Raw genomic sequence first — 14305 nt, forward strand, 5'->3', positions numbered from 1 at the left:
TCTGCCCGGTCGCTGCGGGCCGATGCCGTCGCCGGGGGGCCGTGAGCGGGACTGCGAAGCCGATCCGCGGCCGGCCGACCGCCGGCCCGCTGCGGGAGCGGGCCGGGCAGCGGCGGTGGGGGGTGGCCGAGGAAGGCCGGATCACTGGGCGAAGGGCACCCGTGTCCAGCTCAGGACCTGCTTGGTGCTCGGGTCGACGGTCACCTTGAGCCAGTTGTTGACGTTCGTGGACCCGTCGACGGTGACGCGGCTGAGGTTGGACGCGGGTGTGGAGAGGCCGTAGAAGCGCAGCCATGCCGAGCCGGTGCCGAGCGGCTTGTCGCTGTTGTAGACGTGGCTGTCACCGTTGAAGAGGTACACCGGTCCGTGGAAGGCGGCCGCCTCCTCGGCGATCGCCTTCACGATCGGCTGGAAGGCGTAGTAGTCGGCGAAGGAAGGATTGGTCACCGTCGGGTCGAACATGTCGGCCTGGGTGAGGAGGACCACGGCCCTGTCACGGTGGCGCCTGGCGGCCGCGAAGGTGTCCCGGACGGTCTGCACAACGGCGGACGTGCGCCCCAGGACCTCGGCGGCCTGCTCCGGTGTGGGGGCGGTGTTGCCCGTCCACGGGGCCATGCTGTTGTTGCTGCCGACGATGTGAACGGCGGCGAAGGCGACGTCCGCCCGGGTGTAACGGACGTTCTCGGGGTAGCCCTGGTCGGCCTGCGAGGTCACCCGCGCGCTGTCCTGACCCAGGGTCCGGCCCGGACGGGGAAAGAAGACCTTCCGGATCTCGGCCAGCCGCTCCAGCGGGTTGTACCCGCCGTTGTTGGGCCGGTGGCAGTCGGTCCACTCGTTGTCGCCGACGGTGTACACCAGCGGGTCGCGGAACTTGTCGAAGTCCGCCTTGATCTGCTGGAAGTAGGCGTCGCTGCAGACGGTGGAGCCGTTCTTGATGTCGCCGAGGTGGTCGACGAACCGCACGTCGCGGTCGGCGTTGATCTGCTCGACGACGTTGGGGAAGTCGGCGATCTGAGCGTCCCCGTACGGGATGTCGCCGATCACCGCGAAGGTGTACTTCTCGTGCCCGTACCCGGCCGACGCCGGCTCGGCGGACATGGCCAGTGTGAGCGCACTCAGGGCAAGCGCGGCGGATGCCGCGCGGCGCCATGGTCTCATCTCGTCCTCCTGTGGTGTGCGAGCCGCAATGTCCTGGCTGAGCGTTAACTCGCGCCCCGGGAAGGGTGGAGAGAGGATGAACAGGCACCGTACGGCGGCCGCGGGCACAGGAGCGGTGCACGCAGGCCGACTTCGGCACGGTCACCGCGAGCAGAGGGACGAACCGATCACCGGGCGACGGCTGATCGCGCTCGTCGGCGACCTCACCGTGGCCGGGCGTCCTCGTCCGGTTGGGACGTACCGCCGGTTCCTGCTGAAGTGGCCGTGCGACGAACCGCCGCACCGTCATCGCTGTGTACCGGACGGTGACGGCCGGTGCACGGGGACGAGCGACGCCGCCCCGGCGGTCAGGCGGATGCGGGCACGGTCCCGGCCCTGGGGTCAGCGGCGGCGCACGACCCGGCGTACAGGCCCGTCCGGCCACCCCACCGGCCGCCCGCTACGGGGAGATTCGCCTCGGGTTGCCCGCGCCCTCGTTCAACAGGACCGTCGATTCCCCGTCCAGACGGTGCCCCGCCGACGGCCGGGCCGGTGAGGCTCTAGAGGATGCCGCGCTCGCTCGCCCGCGCCAGGGCCTCCACGCGGTTGCGGGCGCCCAGCTTCTCCAGCGTCCGCTGGAGATAGGTCTTGACCGTGTTCCGGCTCAGGCCGAGTACGTCGGCGATCTCCGGGTTCGTCTCGCCCATCGCCACCCTGCGCAGGATCTCGTACTCGCGGCAGGTCAGGCCGCTCTCCTTGAGCCTTCGGTTCAGCAGCACGCTGAGCAGGTGGTCCGGACTGGTGCGGACCACCCGCTCCCCGGCGTTGACCCGGCGGACGATGTCCACCAGATCCGACCGCTCCGCGTCCTTGACGACCACGGCGTGCGCCCCGGCGTCGAGTGCCTCCTCAAGGGCGGCGTGCTCGGGATAGGCGGTGAAGATCACCACTTTGACGCCGGGAACGTGGGTCCGCAGCGCCCGGACGACCTCAGGGGCAAGCATGTCGGGCAGACGCAGGTCCAGCAGGACCACGTCCGGCACCAGCCGCTCGGCCTCGCTGATCGCCTCCCGCCCGGAGCTGGCGTACCCGGAGACGGTGATCCAGGAGGCGTTGCCGAGCGCCATGGCGACACCGTCGCGGACGATGGGGTGGTCGTCCACGACCAGTACGCGCACCGTCGGCTCGTTCACTCCGGCACCCACATCTGGACGGTCACACCGCCGTCCTCGTTGCCGCCGACCGTGACCCGGCCGCCCACCCGTTCCAGGCGTTCCGACATGGTGGACAGGCCGATGCCCCTGGAGGAGCCGCCCTCCGGGGGCAGACCGGCACCGTCGTCGGCGATGGTCACGCAGACACCCCCGGACAGGGTGAACACGCTCACCACGACGGAACGGGCGCGCGCGTGCTTCTCGACGTTCAGCAGCGCCTCCCGCGCCGCGTCGGTCAGTGCCTTGATCCGGCCCGGCGCGAGGGCCGGCACCTCGGTCACCATGATCAGCCGGGCTATCACTCCGGTGCGCTGCTGGAAGGCCCTGCAGTCACCGCGCAGCGCGACTCCGAGAGCGACCTCCTCCGGTGGCGCGTGCAGCGCGCGCAGGGACACGCGCAGTGCGGCGGCCGCCTGAATCGCCTGCTCCTCCAGGTCTCCCAGACGTGCCGACACGGCGTCCCCGGCCGGCAGCTCCTCGGCCAGCGTGCGGATTCCCGTGCCCAGGGAGAAGAGCATGGCTCCCACGGTGTCGTGCAGGTCCAGCGCGAGTCGGCGCCGTTCCTCGTGTACGGCGACCTCTGCCGCGTGCCGGGCACGCTCCGCCACGACAGCGGCCGCCGCGGCCCGGCTCGCGGCCTGTTCCAGGGCCTGGGTGGTCCGGTCGCCGAACAGGGAGGTCTCCCGATTCGATCCGTAGAGGACGCCCAGGAGCCGGTCGTCGTGGATGACGGGCACGGCGATCATCGCGCCGAGCCCCTCGGTCTCCGCCTGTGCGTTGAAGTGGTGGGTGATGGTGTCGGAGCGTCGATAGTCACTGACCCAAAGCGGCCGGCGGCGGAGCATCACCTGCCCGCCCAGCCCGCACCCGGCGGAGACGACCAGGCCGTCCACGGCGGGCGTGCGGGCGTGGACGACGTGCCCGAGCACCAGCCGGTCGGCCCCGTCCGGTTCGCCCACCCACGCGACGTCCACCCCGCTCAGCTCGGGAACGTCGTCCACGATCCGGCGCATGGCGACGGACTGGTCGAGCAGAGCGAGGACCTGGCTGTATCCCTCGGTGAGCTCGAACAGGACACTCGGCAGCGGCCGGTCCCGGCTCCCGTCTGACACGTTGGTCATGGTAGGTCGTCTCCCGCCGGCGGACCAGGAGTGTGCGTACGCACTCCGGGCCCACATCCTCCCCCGCCGCCGGTGCCCTGACCATCTCCGAATGGAGACCTCCGAAGTCATACCTCCCCCTGGAGCTACCCGCGCCCCGGTGCGGCGCCCAGGATCACGGCACGAGCCGCAGCGGTCGGTGACGTGACGGAGCCGCGCACCGACGTCGACACCTAAGGAACACCCACGCACATGCCCAGCCGCCACCCCGTTCCCAGCACCATGCAGGCCGTGCCCCTGCTCGTCCGAAGACTGCTGGAGAACGGCATGAAGCTGCACGGTGGCAGTGAGGTCGTCACCGCCACCGACAACGGCACCCGCAGTGCCGACTACGCCCGCGTCGGCCGCAACGCCGCCGCGCTCGCCCACGCGCTGGCCGGCCTCGGCGTAGGGCCCGGTGACCGGGTGGCCACCTTCATGTGGAACAACCAGGAACACCTGGAGGCATACCTCGCCGTGCCCGCCATGGGCGCCGTGATCCACCCCCTGAACATCCGTCTCTTCCCCGAGCAGCTCACCTACATCGCCAATCACGCCCAGGACACGGTCGTCATCGTCGACGGCTCCCTCCTGCCGGTCTTCTCGGCGCTGTTGCCCGGCATGCGCACGGTGCGGCACGTCATCGTCAACGGGGAGGCGGAGTCCGCGCTGATGCCCGACGCCCCGGTGACCGTCCACGACTACGGGCGGCTGCTGGAGGACCGGCCCGAGTCGTACGACTGGCCGGACCTTCAGGAGAACCAGGCGGCGGCCATGTGCTACACCTCCGGGACCACGGGCAACCCCAAGGGCGTCGTCTACAGCCACCGCTCGCTGTACCTGCACTCACTGGGCATCAGCCTTCCGGACCTGATGAACATCTCCGCCCGGGACCGCCTGCTCGCCATCGTCCCGCAGTTCCACGCCCAGGCCTGGGGCCTGCCGTACGCGGCCTTCCTCACCGGTGCCTCGCTCGCCATGCCGGACAGGTTCCTGGCTCCCGCGCCGCTCGCCCGGTTCATCGCCGCCGCCCGCCCCAACAAGGGTGCGGGCGTGCCCACGGTGTGGCAGGGCCTGGCCGACCACGTCCGGCAGCACCCCGGGGCCGACATCTCCAGCCTCGAGGAGGCCGTCGTGGGCGGCTCCTCCTGCCCGCCCTCGCTGATGCGGACCTACGAGGACGAGCTGGGCATCCGGCTGCTGCACGCCTGGGGGATGACCGAGGTCTCGCCGCTGGGCGCGCTGGCCCGCGCCCCCGAGGGCACCGACGGCGAGGAGGCCCTGCGCCACCGCCTCAGCCAGGGTCGCTTCCCGGCACCGGTGGAGGCCCGGCTCATCGGCCAGGACGGCGCCGTCCTGCCCTGGGACGGCCGGAGCGTCGGGGAGCTGGAGGTCCGCGGCCCGTGGATCACCGGCTCCTACCACCTCGACGACGACCCGGAGAAGTTCCACGACGGCTGGCTGCGCACCGGTGACGTCGGAACGATCAGCGCCGACGGCTTCCTCACCCTTACCGACCGGGTCAAGGACGTGATCAAGTCCGGCGGGGAGTGGATCTCGTCCGTCGAACTCGAAAACCACCTCATGGCGCACCCGGCGGTGGCCGAGGCATGCGTCGTCGCGGTCCCGGACGACAAGTGGGGGGAGCGCCCCCTGGCCACGGTCGTGCTCCGGGACGGCAGCACGACCGCGCTCGACGAACTGCGGCGCTTCCTCGCCGGCAAGGTGGCCGCCTGGCAGCTGCCGGAGCGCTGGGCGCTTGTCGAGGCGGTGCCCAAGACCTCGGTCGGCAAGTTCGACAAGAAGACGCTGCGCAAGCAGTACGCGGACGGAGAGCTGGCCGTCGACGTCATCTCGTGAGCGGCGCCCCGTCCGGAACCATTCATCCACTTCCCGAGGAATTGTCATGAGCCGCATGACCCCGCCCCCCGAAGGAGATCCTCAGTCGGTGTCGGCCCTGTATCTGAGCCGGCTCGATCACGAGTCCCTGTATTCCGACGCGGAGCTGCTCCGGGCCATCGCCGAGACCGTCGAACGGGTCGGCGGACGGCAGGAGCTCGCCGGCCGGTACGCCGAAACGCTGCGCGACGAGGCCGCGGCGGGCGGTCGCCGGCGCGGCGAGCGGCACAGGTGGGCCCTTCGCATGGCGCGGGAGCTCGCCCGCGACCCGGCCGGTGTCGACCACCGGCTCGTGCCCCGGGGGGCCGGCGGCCCGGGCACCGCACCATCGAGAGGGACGTCATGAGCCCGGCGTTCCCCCCGCCGCCGTCGCGGGGGCCCGGCCCCTGGCAGGAACCCGATCCCCGGCAGGAACCCGATCTCCGGCACAGACCCGATCCCCGCCCGGGTTCCGGTCGCCCGGACGGGCCCGGCCCCAGGCAGGGCTCCGGTCCCAGGCAGGGCTCCGGTCCCTGGCAGGGACAGGGGTCGTCGGGAGAATCCGGCCCCTGGATCCGTCCCGCAGCGTCCTGGGGACCGATGGGACCGATGCCCCCGCCCCCTGCGCACCCCGCCGCACACGGGGCACCGGCCCCGTCCGTCCCCGAGCGGCACCAGGCCGATCCGGACCTGCTGCGGCTGCGTGCGGCACGCCGGCGCCCGGTCTTCACCGTCGCGGGCGGCGTCATCGCGCTCTACCTGCTCAACGCCCTGCTGGCCAGCGAGGCGCGCGGCGTCATGGCCGTACCGATCGCCGGGCCGCTGAACACCGGGCTGGCCATGAGCTTGCTGCAGTGCCTCACCACCGTCTGGGCGGTCCGGTGGTACAACCGCCATGCCAGGACCCGCTTCGACGCCGACGGCCCGCGTCTGCGGGACCGGCTCGAGTCGCGGGAGGATGCGCGATGACCACTGCCGCGCCATCGGCCGCAGCCGGCTCGTTCCCGGTGTTCGTGGTCTTCGCCGCCTTCGTGGCCAGCGCGCTGTTCCTGGCCCTGTGGGTCACCACGGACCGGGTCACCCCGGGGGACTTCTATGTCAGCGACGGCCGGCTCACGCCGAGGCGCAACGGTACAGCCCTCTTCGGTGACTACATGTCGGCCGCGACCCTGCTCGGCTCCCCCGGGGTGGTCGCGCTGGCGGGGTACGACGGCATCTCCTATCTGCTGGGCCCGATCGTCGCCTGGGTGGTGATGCTCCTGCTGATCGCCGAGCCGTTCCACAGCACCGGGCGCTACACGATCGGCGACAGCCTGGGGCGGCGGCTGCGCCCTCGGTCCGTGCACCTGGCCGCGGGAATCGCCGCCCTCGTCATCTCCCTGGTGTACCTGATCGCCCAACTGGTCGGCGCCGGGGCGCTCGCCGCGCCGATCCTCGGTCTGGACGGCACCGGTGCACGGCAGATCATGGTCGGGGCGCTCGGGATCCTCATGGTGCTCTACGTGCTGATCGGCGGCATGCGGGCGACGACGGCCGTGCAGCTGGTCAAGGCCGTCCTGCTGCTCGGCGGGGGCGGCTGCCTGGCTGTCCTCGTGATGTCGCGATACGGCTGGAACCCCTCGGTCCTGCTGAGCCGGGCGGCGGACCACAGTGGTCTGCAGGACGCCTTCCTGCGGCCGGGCGTGCGTTACGGCGACGACACCGTGGGCCGGCTCGACTCGCTGAGCCTGCAACTGGCGGTGCTTGTGGGAGCCGCGGGGCTGCCGCACCTGCTCATGCGGCTCGGGGCGGTACCCACCGCACGCGCGGCACGCGGATCTGTCACTTTGGCGACCTATCTGACGCTGGTGTTCTGCCTGGTGGGCGGTGTGCTGGGTTTCGGCGCGGTGGCCGTGCTCGGCCGCGGCGCCATCACGGCCGACAGCGCCACGGGCAACTCCGCCGTCCTGCTCCTGGCCGAGCGCCTCGGCGGGGCGTTCCTGCTCACCGTGATCTCCTGCGTCGCCTTCACCACGATCCTCGCGGTGGTCGCCGGGATCGTCCTGGCCGCGTCGACCGCGCTGGCACACGACCTCTACCAGGTCGGGCTGCGGGCCGGCAGGGCGTCGGAGAAGAGCGAACTCCTGGTCGCCAGGGGCGGGGTGCTGCTGATCGGGGTCACCGCCACGGGACTGTCCATGTACGCCCAGGGCCAGAACATCTCGTTCCTGGTGGGTCTGGCCTTCGCCGTCGCGGGGTCCGCGATCCTGCCGGCGCTGCTGTACCACCTGTACTGGAGGGGCTTCACCACCAGGGGAGCGCTCTGGAGCGTCTACGGCGGACTGCTCTCCTCGGTGCTGCTGGTGCTGCTCTCCCCCGCTCTGTCCGGAGGCCCTGCCGCGCTGCTGCCGGACCTGGACTTCGCCGTCTTCCCGCTCAGCAACCCGGCGCTGGTGTCCATCCCGCTCGGCTTCCTGTTCGGCTGGCTGGGGTCCGTCCTCGACCGAAGGGAACGGGGCGGGGCGGAGTACGCCGAACTGGAGGAGCGGGTCCTGCTGGGGACCGGACCGGGCCAGTCCCGTGGAACCGGCCCATGACAGGTGGACCGCTGAGCCGCTGAACCGCCGTGACCGATCCGTCGTCCCCCCGCCCGCCTCGGACGGGGGGACGACGCATGCGTCAGGGGCCGGGCGTCTTGGCGGACGGGAGCCCGGTCAGCAGGCGGTGCGCCTCCAGCGCGAGGTGGATCTCGCTCGCTCCCACCGGGTCCGCGGGTGAGCGCCCCGTGAGTTCCAGTACGCGCCGCAGACGGTGGGTCACGGTGTTGCGGTGGCAGTACATCAGGGCGGCCGTCTCGGTGGCGGATCCGCCCGAGGCGAACCACCGGCTGAGCGTCTCCAGCAGCACGTCCCTTTCGTGCGGCGGGAGTTCGAGAACGGGGCTGAGCACCTCGCGCACCGCGTGCCGGGCCGAGTCCGGGGCGCTGACCACCATCAGGCGGATCGGTGAGTCGCCGTAGGAGACCACCTCGCTGGCGCCCGGCTCGACACAGGCGGAGGCGAGCCGCGCCTGGCGGAAGGCGCCCGGCACCTGCTCCAGGCCGTGGAAGAGGGTACTCACCCCCACCCGCCCGGCGCCCCGCCGGCGAATGAGTTCCATGGCCTGGGCAAGGCCCCGGGAAGACCGCAGCGAGAGCAGCCCCACCTGCGCGTCCTCTTCCAGGCGCCAGACCGACCAGATGCCGAGGGCTCGCAGCGCGCCCTCCACGTCGTGCAGCGCATCCTCGTCCGCCGGACGTCCCCCGGCCCCGCACTCGGCACTCACCACGGCGAAGACTCCGCGTTGCGGCAGCCGCAGCGCGTCGGCGCACTCCCACAGGTGCGTGCCCTCGTCCAGCCTGCCGTCGAGCAGCGCGGCCAGCAGCAGGCTTCTGACCTGCCGGTCATGGTGGGCCCTTTCGGTCATGGCCTCGCGGTAGGCCGACGCCACCGCGTCGGTGAAGGCGTCACTGACCGACCAGACCGCCGTGGCGACCTGCGGCATCTCCCGGGTGACGTTGTCCCCCGCCTCGGTCAGGACGCACTCCCACAGGAACCGCCCGGCGAGCCGGTAGGCGTGCGTCACCGCCGACAGCGGCACCCCGTGCTCGGCCTTGAAACGGCCGGTGTCGTGCGGCACACGCAGATCGAGAGCGTCCCGGCCCAGCTGGGTGACCATGGAGTGCAGGTTGTCCGCGCAGGAGGTGCGCAGTTGGTCGTGCTTGACATGGCCGTGGTCGCGGTAGGCGTCCTCCTCCTGCGTGATCCGGTAGGTGAGGAGGTCGGCGAACCGGTCGATCCCGGGCAGCAGCACATCGACCAGCCCGCGCAGGCCGTCGTGCGTTCGCACGCCGTCGTCCTTGCGCAGGCCATCGTCCTGAGAGATGACAGTCATTCGGGCTCCCGCAGCGAGGTGAGCGGGACCGCCGTGCGGGCGGTCCCACCACGTCGGGCCAGTGGCCCGGTACCGGCCGGGCCACTGGCAGCGTAACCACGCATCGTGGCGGTGGCGAGAGGCCGCCGGCGTCAGACGCCGTCGACCGCCTTGCCGCGGATGAGGTCGGCCGCCCGCTCCGCGATCATGATCGTCGGTGCGTTGGTGTTGCCCCGGACGACGGCCGGCATGACGGAGGCATCGACCACCCGCAGCCCCGCCACCCCGTGCACGCGCAGCTCGTGGTCGACCACCGGGCCGATCGCGCAGGTGCTCGTGGGGTGGTACAGGGTCTGCAGCTCTCGCCGCGCGTACGCCAGGAGGTCGGCGTCGCTGTCGGACGCCGGCGTCAGGAAGTCCGCCCTGCGGTGCTCCCGCAGGGCAGGCCGTCCGACGATGTCCAGTACCAGCCGCAGCGCGCGGAGCGCCGTGGCCCGGTCCTCCTCGGTGGTCAGGTAGTTGTGCAGGATGCGCGGCTTCGCGCTGGGCAGCGCCGAACGCAGCAGGACCCTTCCCCGGCTGGTGGGAGCGAGCAGCACCGCCCCGATGTGGAAGCCGTGGTCGGTGGCGGCTCCCAGCCCCTCCTGGTGGAACAGCGCGGGTACGGCGTGGATCTGCACGTCCGGGGCGTCGAGACCGTCGGTGGTCCGGAAGAACCCGCCGCCCTCACCGACGTTCGAGGTGAGGGGCCCGCGCCCTTCGGTCTCCAGCAGCCGCAGGTTCTCGGCGGTCTCCGCGGTGAGCAGGGACTCGGTGTCGGTGAGGTGGACGACCGCCAGGTGCGGATGGTCCTGAAGGTTCTCGCCCACCGGCAGGTCCACCCTGGGCGTGATGCCGAGAGCCGCGAGTTCGTCGGCGGCACCGATCCCGGAGAGCATGAGCAACTGCGGTGAGTTGTACGCGCCCGCCGAGAGGACGACCTCCCGTTCGCACCGGAGCTCCTGCGTCGACCCGTCCCGGTCCACCTCGACCCCGACGGCCCGTTCCCCGTCGAAGAGGATCCTGGTGCACTGCGCTCCGGTGAGCACGGACAGGTTGGGCCGTTCCCTCGCGGGCCTCAGGTAGGCGACGGCCGTACTGCACCTGAGGCCATCGCGCTGGGTGAGCTCGTAGTAGCCGACGCCGTCCTGCTCGGGGCCGTTGAAGTCCGGGTTGAAGGGGTGGCCCGCCTGCCGCGCCGCACCGACGAAGGCGTCGACGAGGGGGCTGCGGGAGCGTCCGGGGCTGACCGGGAGCGGGCCGCCGGCGCCGTGCCACTCGGAGGGCCCGGCGTGGTGGTCCTCGGAGCGCAGGAAGTACGGCAGGACGTCGTCCCAGCCCCAGCCCTTGGCTCCCGCGGCGGCCCATGAGTCGTAGTCCCGGCGGTTGCCGCGGATGTAGATCATGGCGTTCATCGAGGAGGAGCCGCCGAGCATCCGGCCGCGCGGCAGATAGCGGCGGCGGTCCCCGAGACCCGGCTCGGGTTCGGTCAGGTAGTCCCAGTCGTACTTGCTGCGGAACAGCTTCGAGAACGCGGCCGGAACGTGGATCTCCTGCGCGTCGTCGGCCGGGCCGGCCTCCACGAGCAGGACGCGTACGTCCGGGTCCTCGCTGAGCCGGGCGGCGAGCACACAGCCCGCGGATCCCGCACCCACGATGATGTAGTCGTACATGGTGTGTCCTCTCTCGTGCGGCCGGTGGCCGACGGGCGGTCAGTGCTGGATGGCCTTGGTCTCCAGGAACTCCTCGAAGCCCAGCCGTCCGGCCTCCCGGCCCACGCCTGACTGCTTGTAACCGCCGAAGGGGGCAAGGGGGTTGAAGGCTCCGCCGTTCACGTCGACCATTCCGGCCCGGATCCGCCGGGCAACGGCCCGCGCCCGCTCGGGGTCACCCGACCACACGGCTCCGGCGAGACCGTAGGGCGTGTCGTTGGCGATGGCGACGGCCTCCTCCTCGGTGTCGTAGGGAAGGATCGACAGGACGGGTCCGAAGATCTCCTCACGGGCGATGGTCATGTCGTTGGTGACGTCGGTGAAGACGGTGGGGGCGACGAAGTAGCCGGGCCCGTCGTGCGGCGCGTCGGTACCGCCGGTGAGCAGGGTGGCGCCCTCGGCGACACCGGCCGCGATGTAGTCGCGTACACGCTTGAGCTGGACGTCGGAGACCATGGGGCCGATCCGCGTCTCCTCGTCCTGCGGGTCTCCGACGCGGTAGCCGCGCGCCACCTCGGCGGCGATCCGCCCGGCCTCCTCGAGCTTGTCACGGGGAACGAGCATGCGGGTGAGGGCGATGCAGGTCTGGCCGGAATTGAGGTAGCACTTGGCCACTCCGTCGGTGACCGCGGCCTCCAGGTCGGCGTCGTCCAGGATGATGTTGGGCGACTTGCCGCCGAGTTCGAGCGCCACCTTCTTGACGGTCTCCGCCGCGAGCGCCGCCACCCGGCGGCCGGCCCGGGTCGATCCGGTGAAGGAGACCATCGCCACGTCGGGGTGGTCCACCAGCGCCTCACCCACCGTCGGCCCGTATCCGGTCACCACGTTGAACACTCCGGCGGGCAGTCCCACCGACTCGGCGATCTCCGCCAGGAGCATGGCGGACAGGGGAGCGACCTCGGAGGGCTTGAGCACGACGGTGCAGCCCGCGGCCAGTGCGAGCGCCACCTTCAGCGAGACCTGGTGCAGCGGAAAGTTCCACGGCGTGATGCAGCCGACGACCCCTACGGGCTCGCGGACGACGTGGGAGTTGCCGATCTCCTCGGGCCCGAAGTCGAAGCCGCTCGCCAGCTCGGCGGCGTGCCCGAAGGTGAACACGGGCAGTCCCGACTGCAGTACCCGGCTCTCCTGGACGGGGGTGCCGACCTCGCTCGCCACCAGGCGCGCGATCTCCTCCGCGCGCTCCTCCAGCGCCTGGTGGATCCGCCGCAGATGGTCCGCCCGGACCTGGGGGGAGGCCTGGGACCACGCCTCGAACGCCCGGGCGGCGGCGCGCACAGCCCGGTCGACGTCCTCGGGGGTACCGGCCGGAACCGACCCGATGACACGTTCGTCCGCGGGGTTGACGACCTCGATCACCTCGGGGTTCGGCACCTGCGTCCACTGCCCGTCGATGAAGTGCCCGCTGTATGCCTTCATGGCTGCGCTCCTTGTGAACCGGATGTTTCCGGGGCAGTGTGCGCGAGCCGTTACGGCGGGGTCGATGGAGCGGTGAAGCCGGATCTGGCCGCCCGATTGTGCATCCGCACAGGGGGGACGCCCGATGCGTCCGTACCCCGGAGCCGGGCCGGCCCGCGTTGACACTCTGACATTCTGTGCAACTATTGTCAGCGTGTTGGAAGAGGAGCGACTCAAGCTGATCCTGGACGCGGCATACACGTGCTTCACCCGGCACGGCGTCAGACGCACGACCATGGACGACATCGCACGGCAGGCGGGCATGTCCCGCCCCGGCGTCTACCAGTACGTGCGCAACAAGGAGGACGCGTTCCGCCGCCTGGCGGCACGCCTGCTCGACGACGCCCTGGCCGAGGCGCGTGCCGCGATCGGCACCCGGGGAGACCTGGGGGCCAGGCTGACCGCGGCGTTGGAGGCAAAGCTGGGGCTGGCCATGGGGCTGTGGCGCGACAGCCCCGCACACGCCGCCGAACTGCTGGGGGCCGACACCCGTCTGTCGGCCGAGCAGGTCGAGGCCTACAACACCGCCATGCGCGACCTGATCTCCACCGCCGTCGCCGCAGACCACCCGGACGCGGACGCCGTCGAGGTCGCCGAACTCCTGCTGGCCTTCACCCGTGGGCTGGAGGCCGACCTCTCGGACGCCGAGGCGCCGGTCCGGCGCCTGCGCCACGGTGTGGCGCTGCTCATCACCGGCCTGGGCCGCACGGACAACGGCGGGGACAACAGCAAGGACAACAGCAGGGCCAGCCGCACGGACAACCGCACTCACACCCCCGGCAGGGAGCCGTCATGACCACCGCCGTACTGATCACCGGAACCTCCTCGGGCATCGGTCGCGCCACCGCACTGCGACTGGCGCGCCGCCCCGAGCTGACCGTCTACGCCACCGCCCGGCGTCCCGGCACCCTGACCGACCTGGCCCGCGCGGGAGCCCGCGTTCTGCCCCTGGACGTGACCGACGAGACGTCCATGGCGCAGGCCGTGGAGGCGGTCGAGGCCGACCACGGCTCGGTGGGCGTACTCGTCAACAACGCCGGCTACGGCGAGTACGGCACCGTCGAGGAGACCGGTCTGGACGGCGTGCGGCGGCAGTTCGAGACCAACGTCTTCGGCCTCGCGCGGATGACGCAGCTCGTCCTGCCGGGCATGCGCCGGGCGGGTGCAGGCCGGATCATCAACGTCGGTTCGATGGGCGGGCGGATCGTCTTCCCGGCCGGCGGCTACTACCACGCCAGCAAGTACGCGGTGGAGGCCCTGACCGACGCCCTGCGCTTCGAGGCCGCGCCGTTCGGCGTCAAGGTCAGCCTGATCGAGCCGGGCCTCATCCGCACCTCCTTCGGCGGCACCGCGGCCCACACCCTGGCCGGCTCCGCCGCCCCAACCGGCCCCTACGCCGCGCTGAACGCCGCCGCCGACCAGCAGATGTCCGAGTCCTACGGCTCGAGGATCCTGTCCGCGCCGCCCGAGAGCGTCGCCAGGACCATCGAACGTGCCGCCACCGCCGCCCGGCCCAGGACCCGCTACGTGGTCACCCCCGCCGCGAGGGCCCTCATCCACTCCCGGCGCCTGTTCGGCGCCCGCGCGTTCGACGCCTTTCTCCGGGTGCAGTTCAGGGCCACCGCATGACCACAGGGCGTCCGCCGCACGGCGACGGCCCCGCTGGGCCGGTACGGCGAAACCCGGCCTCCCGGCTCAAGTGTGATCGGCGGGTTCCCCGGGGGACACCGGTCGTCCCGGCGGCTTCGCCCGGTGCCGGTTCAGCCGCACCAGCAGGATCTGGAGCGCGGCGAGAACCGCGAGTGCGACGGCCGCCGTCCGGGCCGGGTGCCGGCCC

12 protein-coding genes are annotated in these 14305 nt (G+C 71.8%); 6 read left to right on the forward strand and 6 right to left on the reverse strand.

What is annotated here, in order from left to right:
* Positions 1–141 precede the first annotated feature (141 nt).
* The 3 genes from ACH4UM_RS27400 to ACH4UM_RS27410 all read right to left on the reverse strand — a co-directional run bounded on the left by ACH4UM_RS27400 (position 142) and on the right by ACH4UM_RS27410 (position 3472).
* Entirely contained in the window at positions 142–1158 is a 1017-nt protein-coding gene (locus ACH4UM_RS27400; RefSeq protein ID WP_398184584.1) for a metallophosphoesterase, read from the reverse strand.
* 539 nt (positions 1159–1697) lie between these two features.
* On the reverse strand, positions 1698–2330 hold the full coding sequence (locus ACH4UM_RS27405; RefSeq protein ID WP_398184587.1) for a response regulator: 633 nt from the start codon (positions 2328–2330) through the stop codon (positions 1698–1700).
* Entirely contained in the window at positions 2327–3472 is a 1146-nt protein-coding gene (locus ACH4UM_RS27410; RefSeq protein WP_398184590.1) for a GAF domain-containing protein, read from the reverse strand. Before ACH4UM_RS27410 ends, ACH4UM_RS27405 begins: the two co-directional genes overlap by 4 nt.
* Before the next feature lie 231 nt (positions 3473–3703).
* Between ACH4UM_RS27410 and ACH4UM_RS27415 the strand changes: the two genes are divergently transcribed.
* The 4 genes from ACH4UM_RS27415 to ACH4UM_RS27430 all read left to right on the forward strand — a co-directional run bounded on the left by ACH4UM_RS27415 (position 3704) and on the right by ACH4UM_RS27430 (position 7944).
* A complete protein-coding gene (locus tag ACH4UM_RS27415) occupies positions 3704–5350 on the forward strand; it encodes a long-chain fatty acid--CoA ligase (protein ID WP_398184592.1) in 1647 nt (548 codons plus the stop codon).
* Positions 5351–5396: 46 nt separating this feature from the next.
* Complete coding sequence (locus tag ACH4UM_RS27420; RefSeq protein ID WP_398184595.1) at positions 5397–5735, forward strand: hypothetical protein; 339 nt, start codon at positions 5397–5399, stop codon at positions 5733–5735.
* Positions 5736–5977: 242 nt separating this feature from the next.
* Entirely contained in the window at positions 5978–6337 is a 360-nt protein-coding gene (locus tag ACH4UM_RS27425; protein ID WP_398184598.1) for a DUF485 domain-containing protein, read from the forward strand.
* Complete coding sequence (locus tag ACH4UM_RS27430) at positions 6334–7944, forward strand: cation acetate symporter (protein ID WP_398184601.1); 1611 nt, start codon at positions 6334–6336, stop codon at positions 7942–7944. The genes ACH4UM_RS27425 and ACH4UM_RS27430 overlap by 4 nt, the downstream gene beginning before the upstream one ends.
* 82 nt (positions 7945–8026) lie before the next feature.
* On the opposite strand, the gene ACH4UM_RS27435 is transcribed toward ACH4UM_RS27430, so the two are convergent.
* From ACH4UM_RS27435 to ACH4UM_RS27445, 3 genes are all read right to left on the reverse strand, one after another.
* Complete coding sequence (locus tag ACH4UM_RS27435; RefSeq protein WP_398184604.1) at positions 8027–9280, reverse strand: PucR family transcriptional regulator; 1254 nt, start codon at positions 9278–9280, stop codon at positions 8027–8029.
* Positions 9281–9411: 131 nt separating this feature from the next.
* Positions 9412–10971 carry a GMC family oxidoreductase gene (locus tag ACH4UM_RS27440; RefSeq protein WP_398184607.1) on the reverse strand — a complete coding sequence of 520 codons (1560 nt, stop codon included), beginning with the start codon at positions 10969–10971 and terminating at the stop codon, positions 9412–9414.
* A gap of 39 nt (positions 10972–11010) precedes the next feature.
* The gene (locus tag ACH4UM_RS27445; RefSeq protein ID WP_398184609.1) at positions 11011–12429 is read right to left on the reverse strand and encodes an aldehyde dehydrogenase family protein; all 1419 of its coding nucleotides are present in this window, start codon (positions 12427–12429) and stop codon (positions 11011–11013) included.
* Positions 12430–12625: 196 nt separating this feature from the next.
* Here ACH4UM_RS27445 and ACH4UM_RS27450 point away from each other — a divergent pair, with 196 nt between their 5' ends.
* Together ACH4UM_RS27450 and ACH4UM_RS27455 are read left to right on the forward strand one after the other, a co-directional pair.
* Positions 12626–13264: a TetR/AcrR family transcriptional regulator gene (locus ACH4UM_RS27450; protein ID WP_398184612.1), complete on the forward strand. Its 639-nt coding sequence runs from the start codon at positions 12626–12628 to the stop codon at positions 13262–13264.
* Positions 13261–14097, forward strand: coding sequence for an oxidoreductase (locus ACH4UM_RS27455; RefSeq protein WP_398184616.1), 837 nt, complete (start codon positions 13261–13263; stop codon positions 14095–14097). Before ACH4UM_RS27450 ends, ACH4UM_RS27455 begins: the two co-directional genes overlap by 4 nt.
* Positions 14098–14305 lie beyond the last annotated feature (208 nt).

This window comes from Streptomyces sp. NPDC020801 (assembly GCF_044334385.1).
Lineage (GTDB): Bacteria > Actinomycetota > Actinomycetes > Streptomycetales > Streptomycetaceae > Streptomyces.

Excerpts from the sequence above, each read along its gene's own strand:
- ACH4UM_RS27400 (WP_398184584.1), bottom strand. The coding sequence starts at position 1,158 with ATGAGACCATGGCGCCGCGCGGCATCCGCCGCGCTTGCCCTGAGTGCG.
- ACH4UM_RS27410 (WP_398184590.1), bottom strand. The coding sequence starts at position 3,472 with ATGACCAACGTGTCAGACGGGAGCCGGGACCGGCCGCTGCCGAGTGTC.
- ACH4UM_RS27415 (WP_398184592.1), top strand. The coding sequence starts at position 3,704 with ATGCCCAGCCGCCACCCCGTTCCCAGCACCATGCAGGCCGTGCCCCTG.
- ACH4UM_RS27420 (WP_398184595.1), top strand. The coding sequence starts at position 5,397 with ATGAGCCGCATGACCCCGCCCCCCGAAGGAGATCCTCAGTCGGTGTCG.
- ACH4UM_RS27425 (WP_398184598.1), top strand. The coding sequence starts at position 5,978 with ATGCCCCCGCCCCCTGCGCACCCCGCCGCACACGGGGCACCGGCCCCG.
- ACH4UM_RS27430 (WP_398184601.1), top strand. The coding sequence starts at position 6,334 with ATGACCACTGCCGCGCCATCGGCCGCAGCCGGCTCGTTCCCGGTGTTC.
- ACH4UM_RS27435 (WP_398184604.1), bottom strand. The coding sequence starts at position 9,280 with ATGACTGTCATCTCTCAGGACGATGGCCTGCGCAAGGACGACGGCGTG.
- ACH4UM_RS27440 (WP_398184607.1), bottom strand. The coding sequence starts at position 10,971 with ATGTACGACTACATCATCGTGGGTGCGGGATCCGCGGGCTGTGTGCTC.
- ACH4UM_RS27445 (WP_398184609.1), bottom strand. The coding sequence starts at position 12,429 with ATGAAGGCATACAGCGGGCACTTCATCGACGGGCAGTGGACGCAGGTG.
- ACH4UM_RS27455 (WP_398184616.1), top strand. The coding sequence starts at position 13,261 with ATGACCACCGCCGTACTGATCACCGGAACCTCCTCGGGCATCGGTCGC.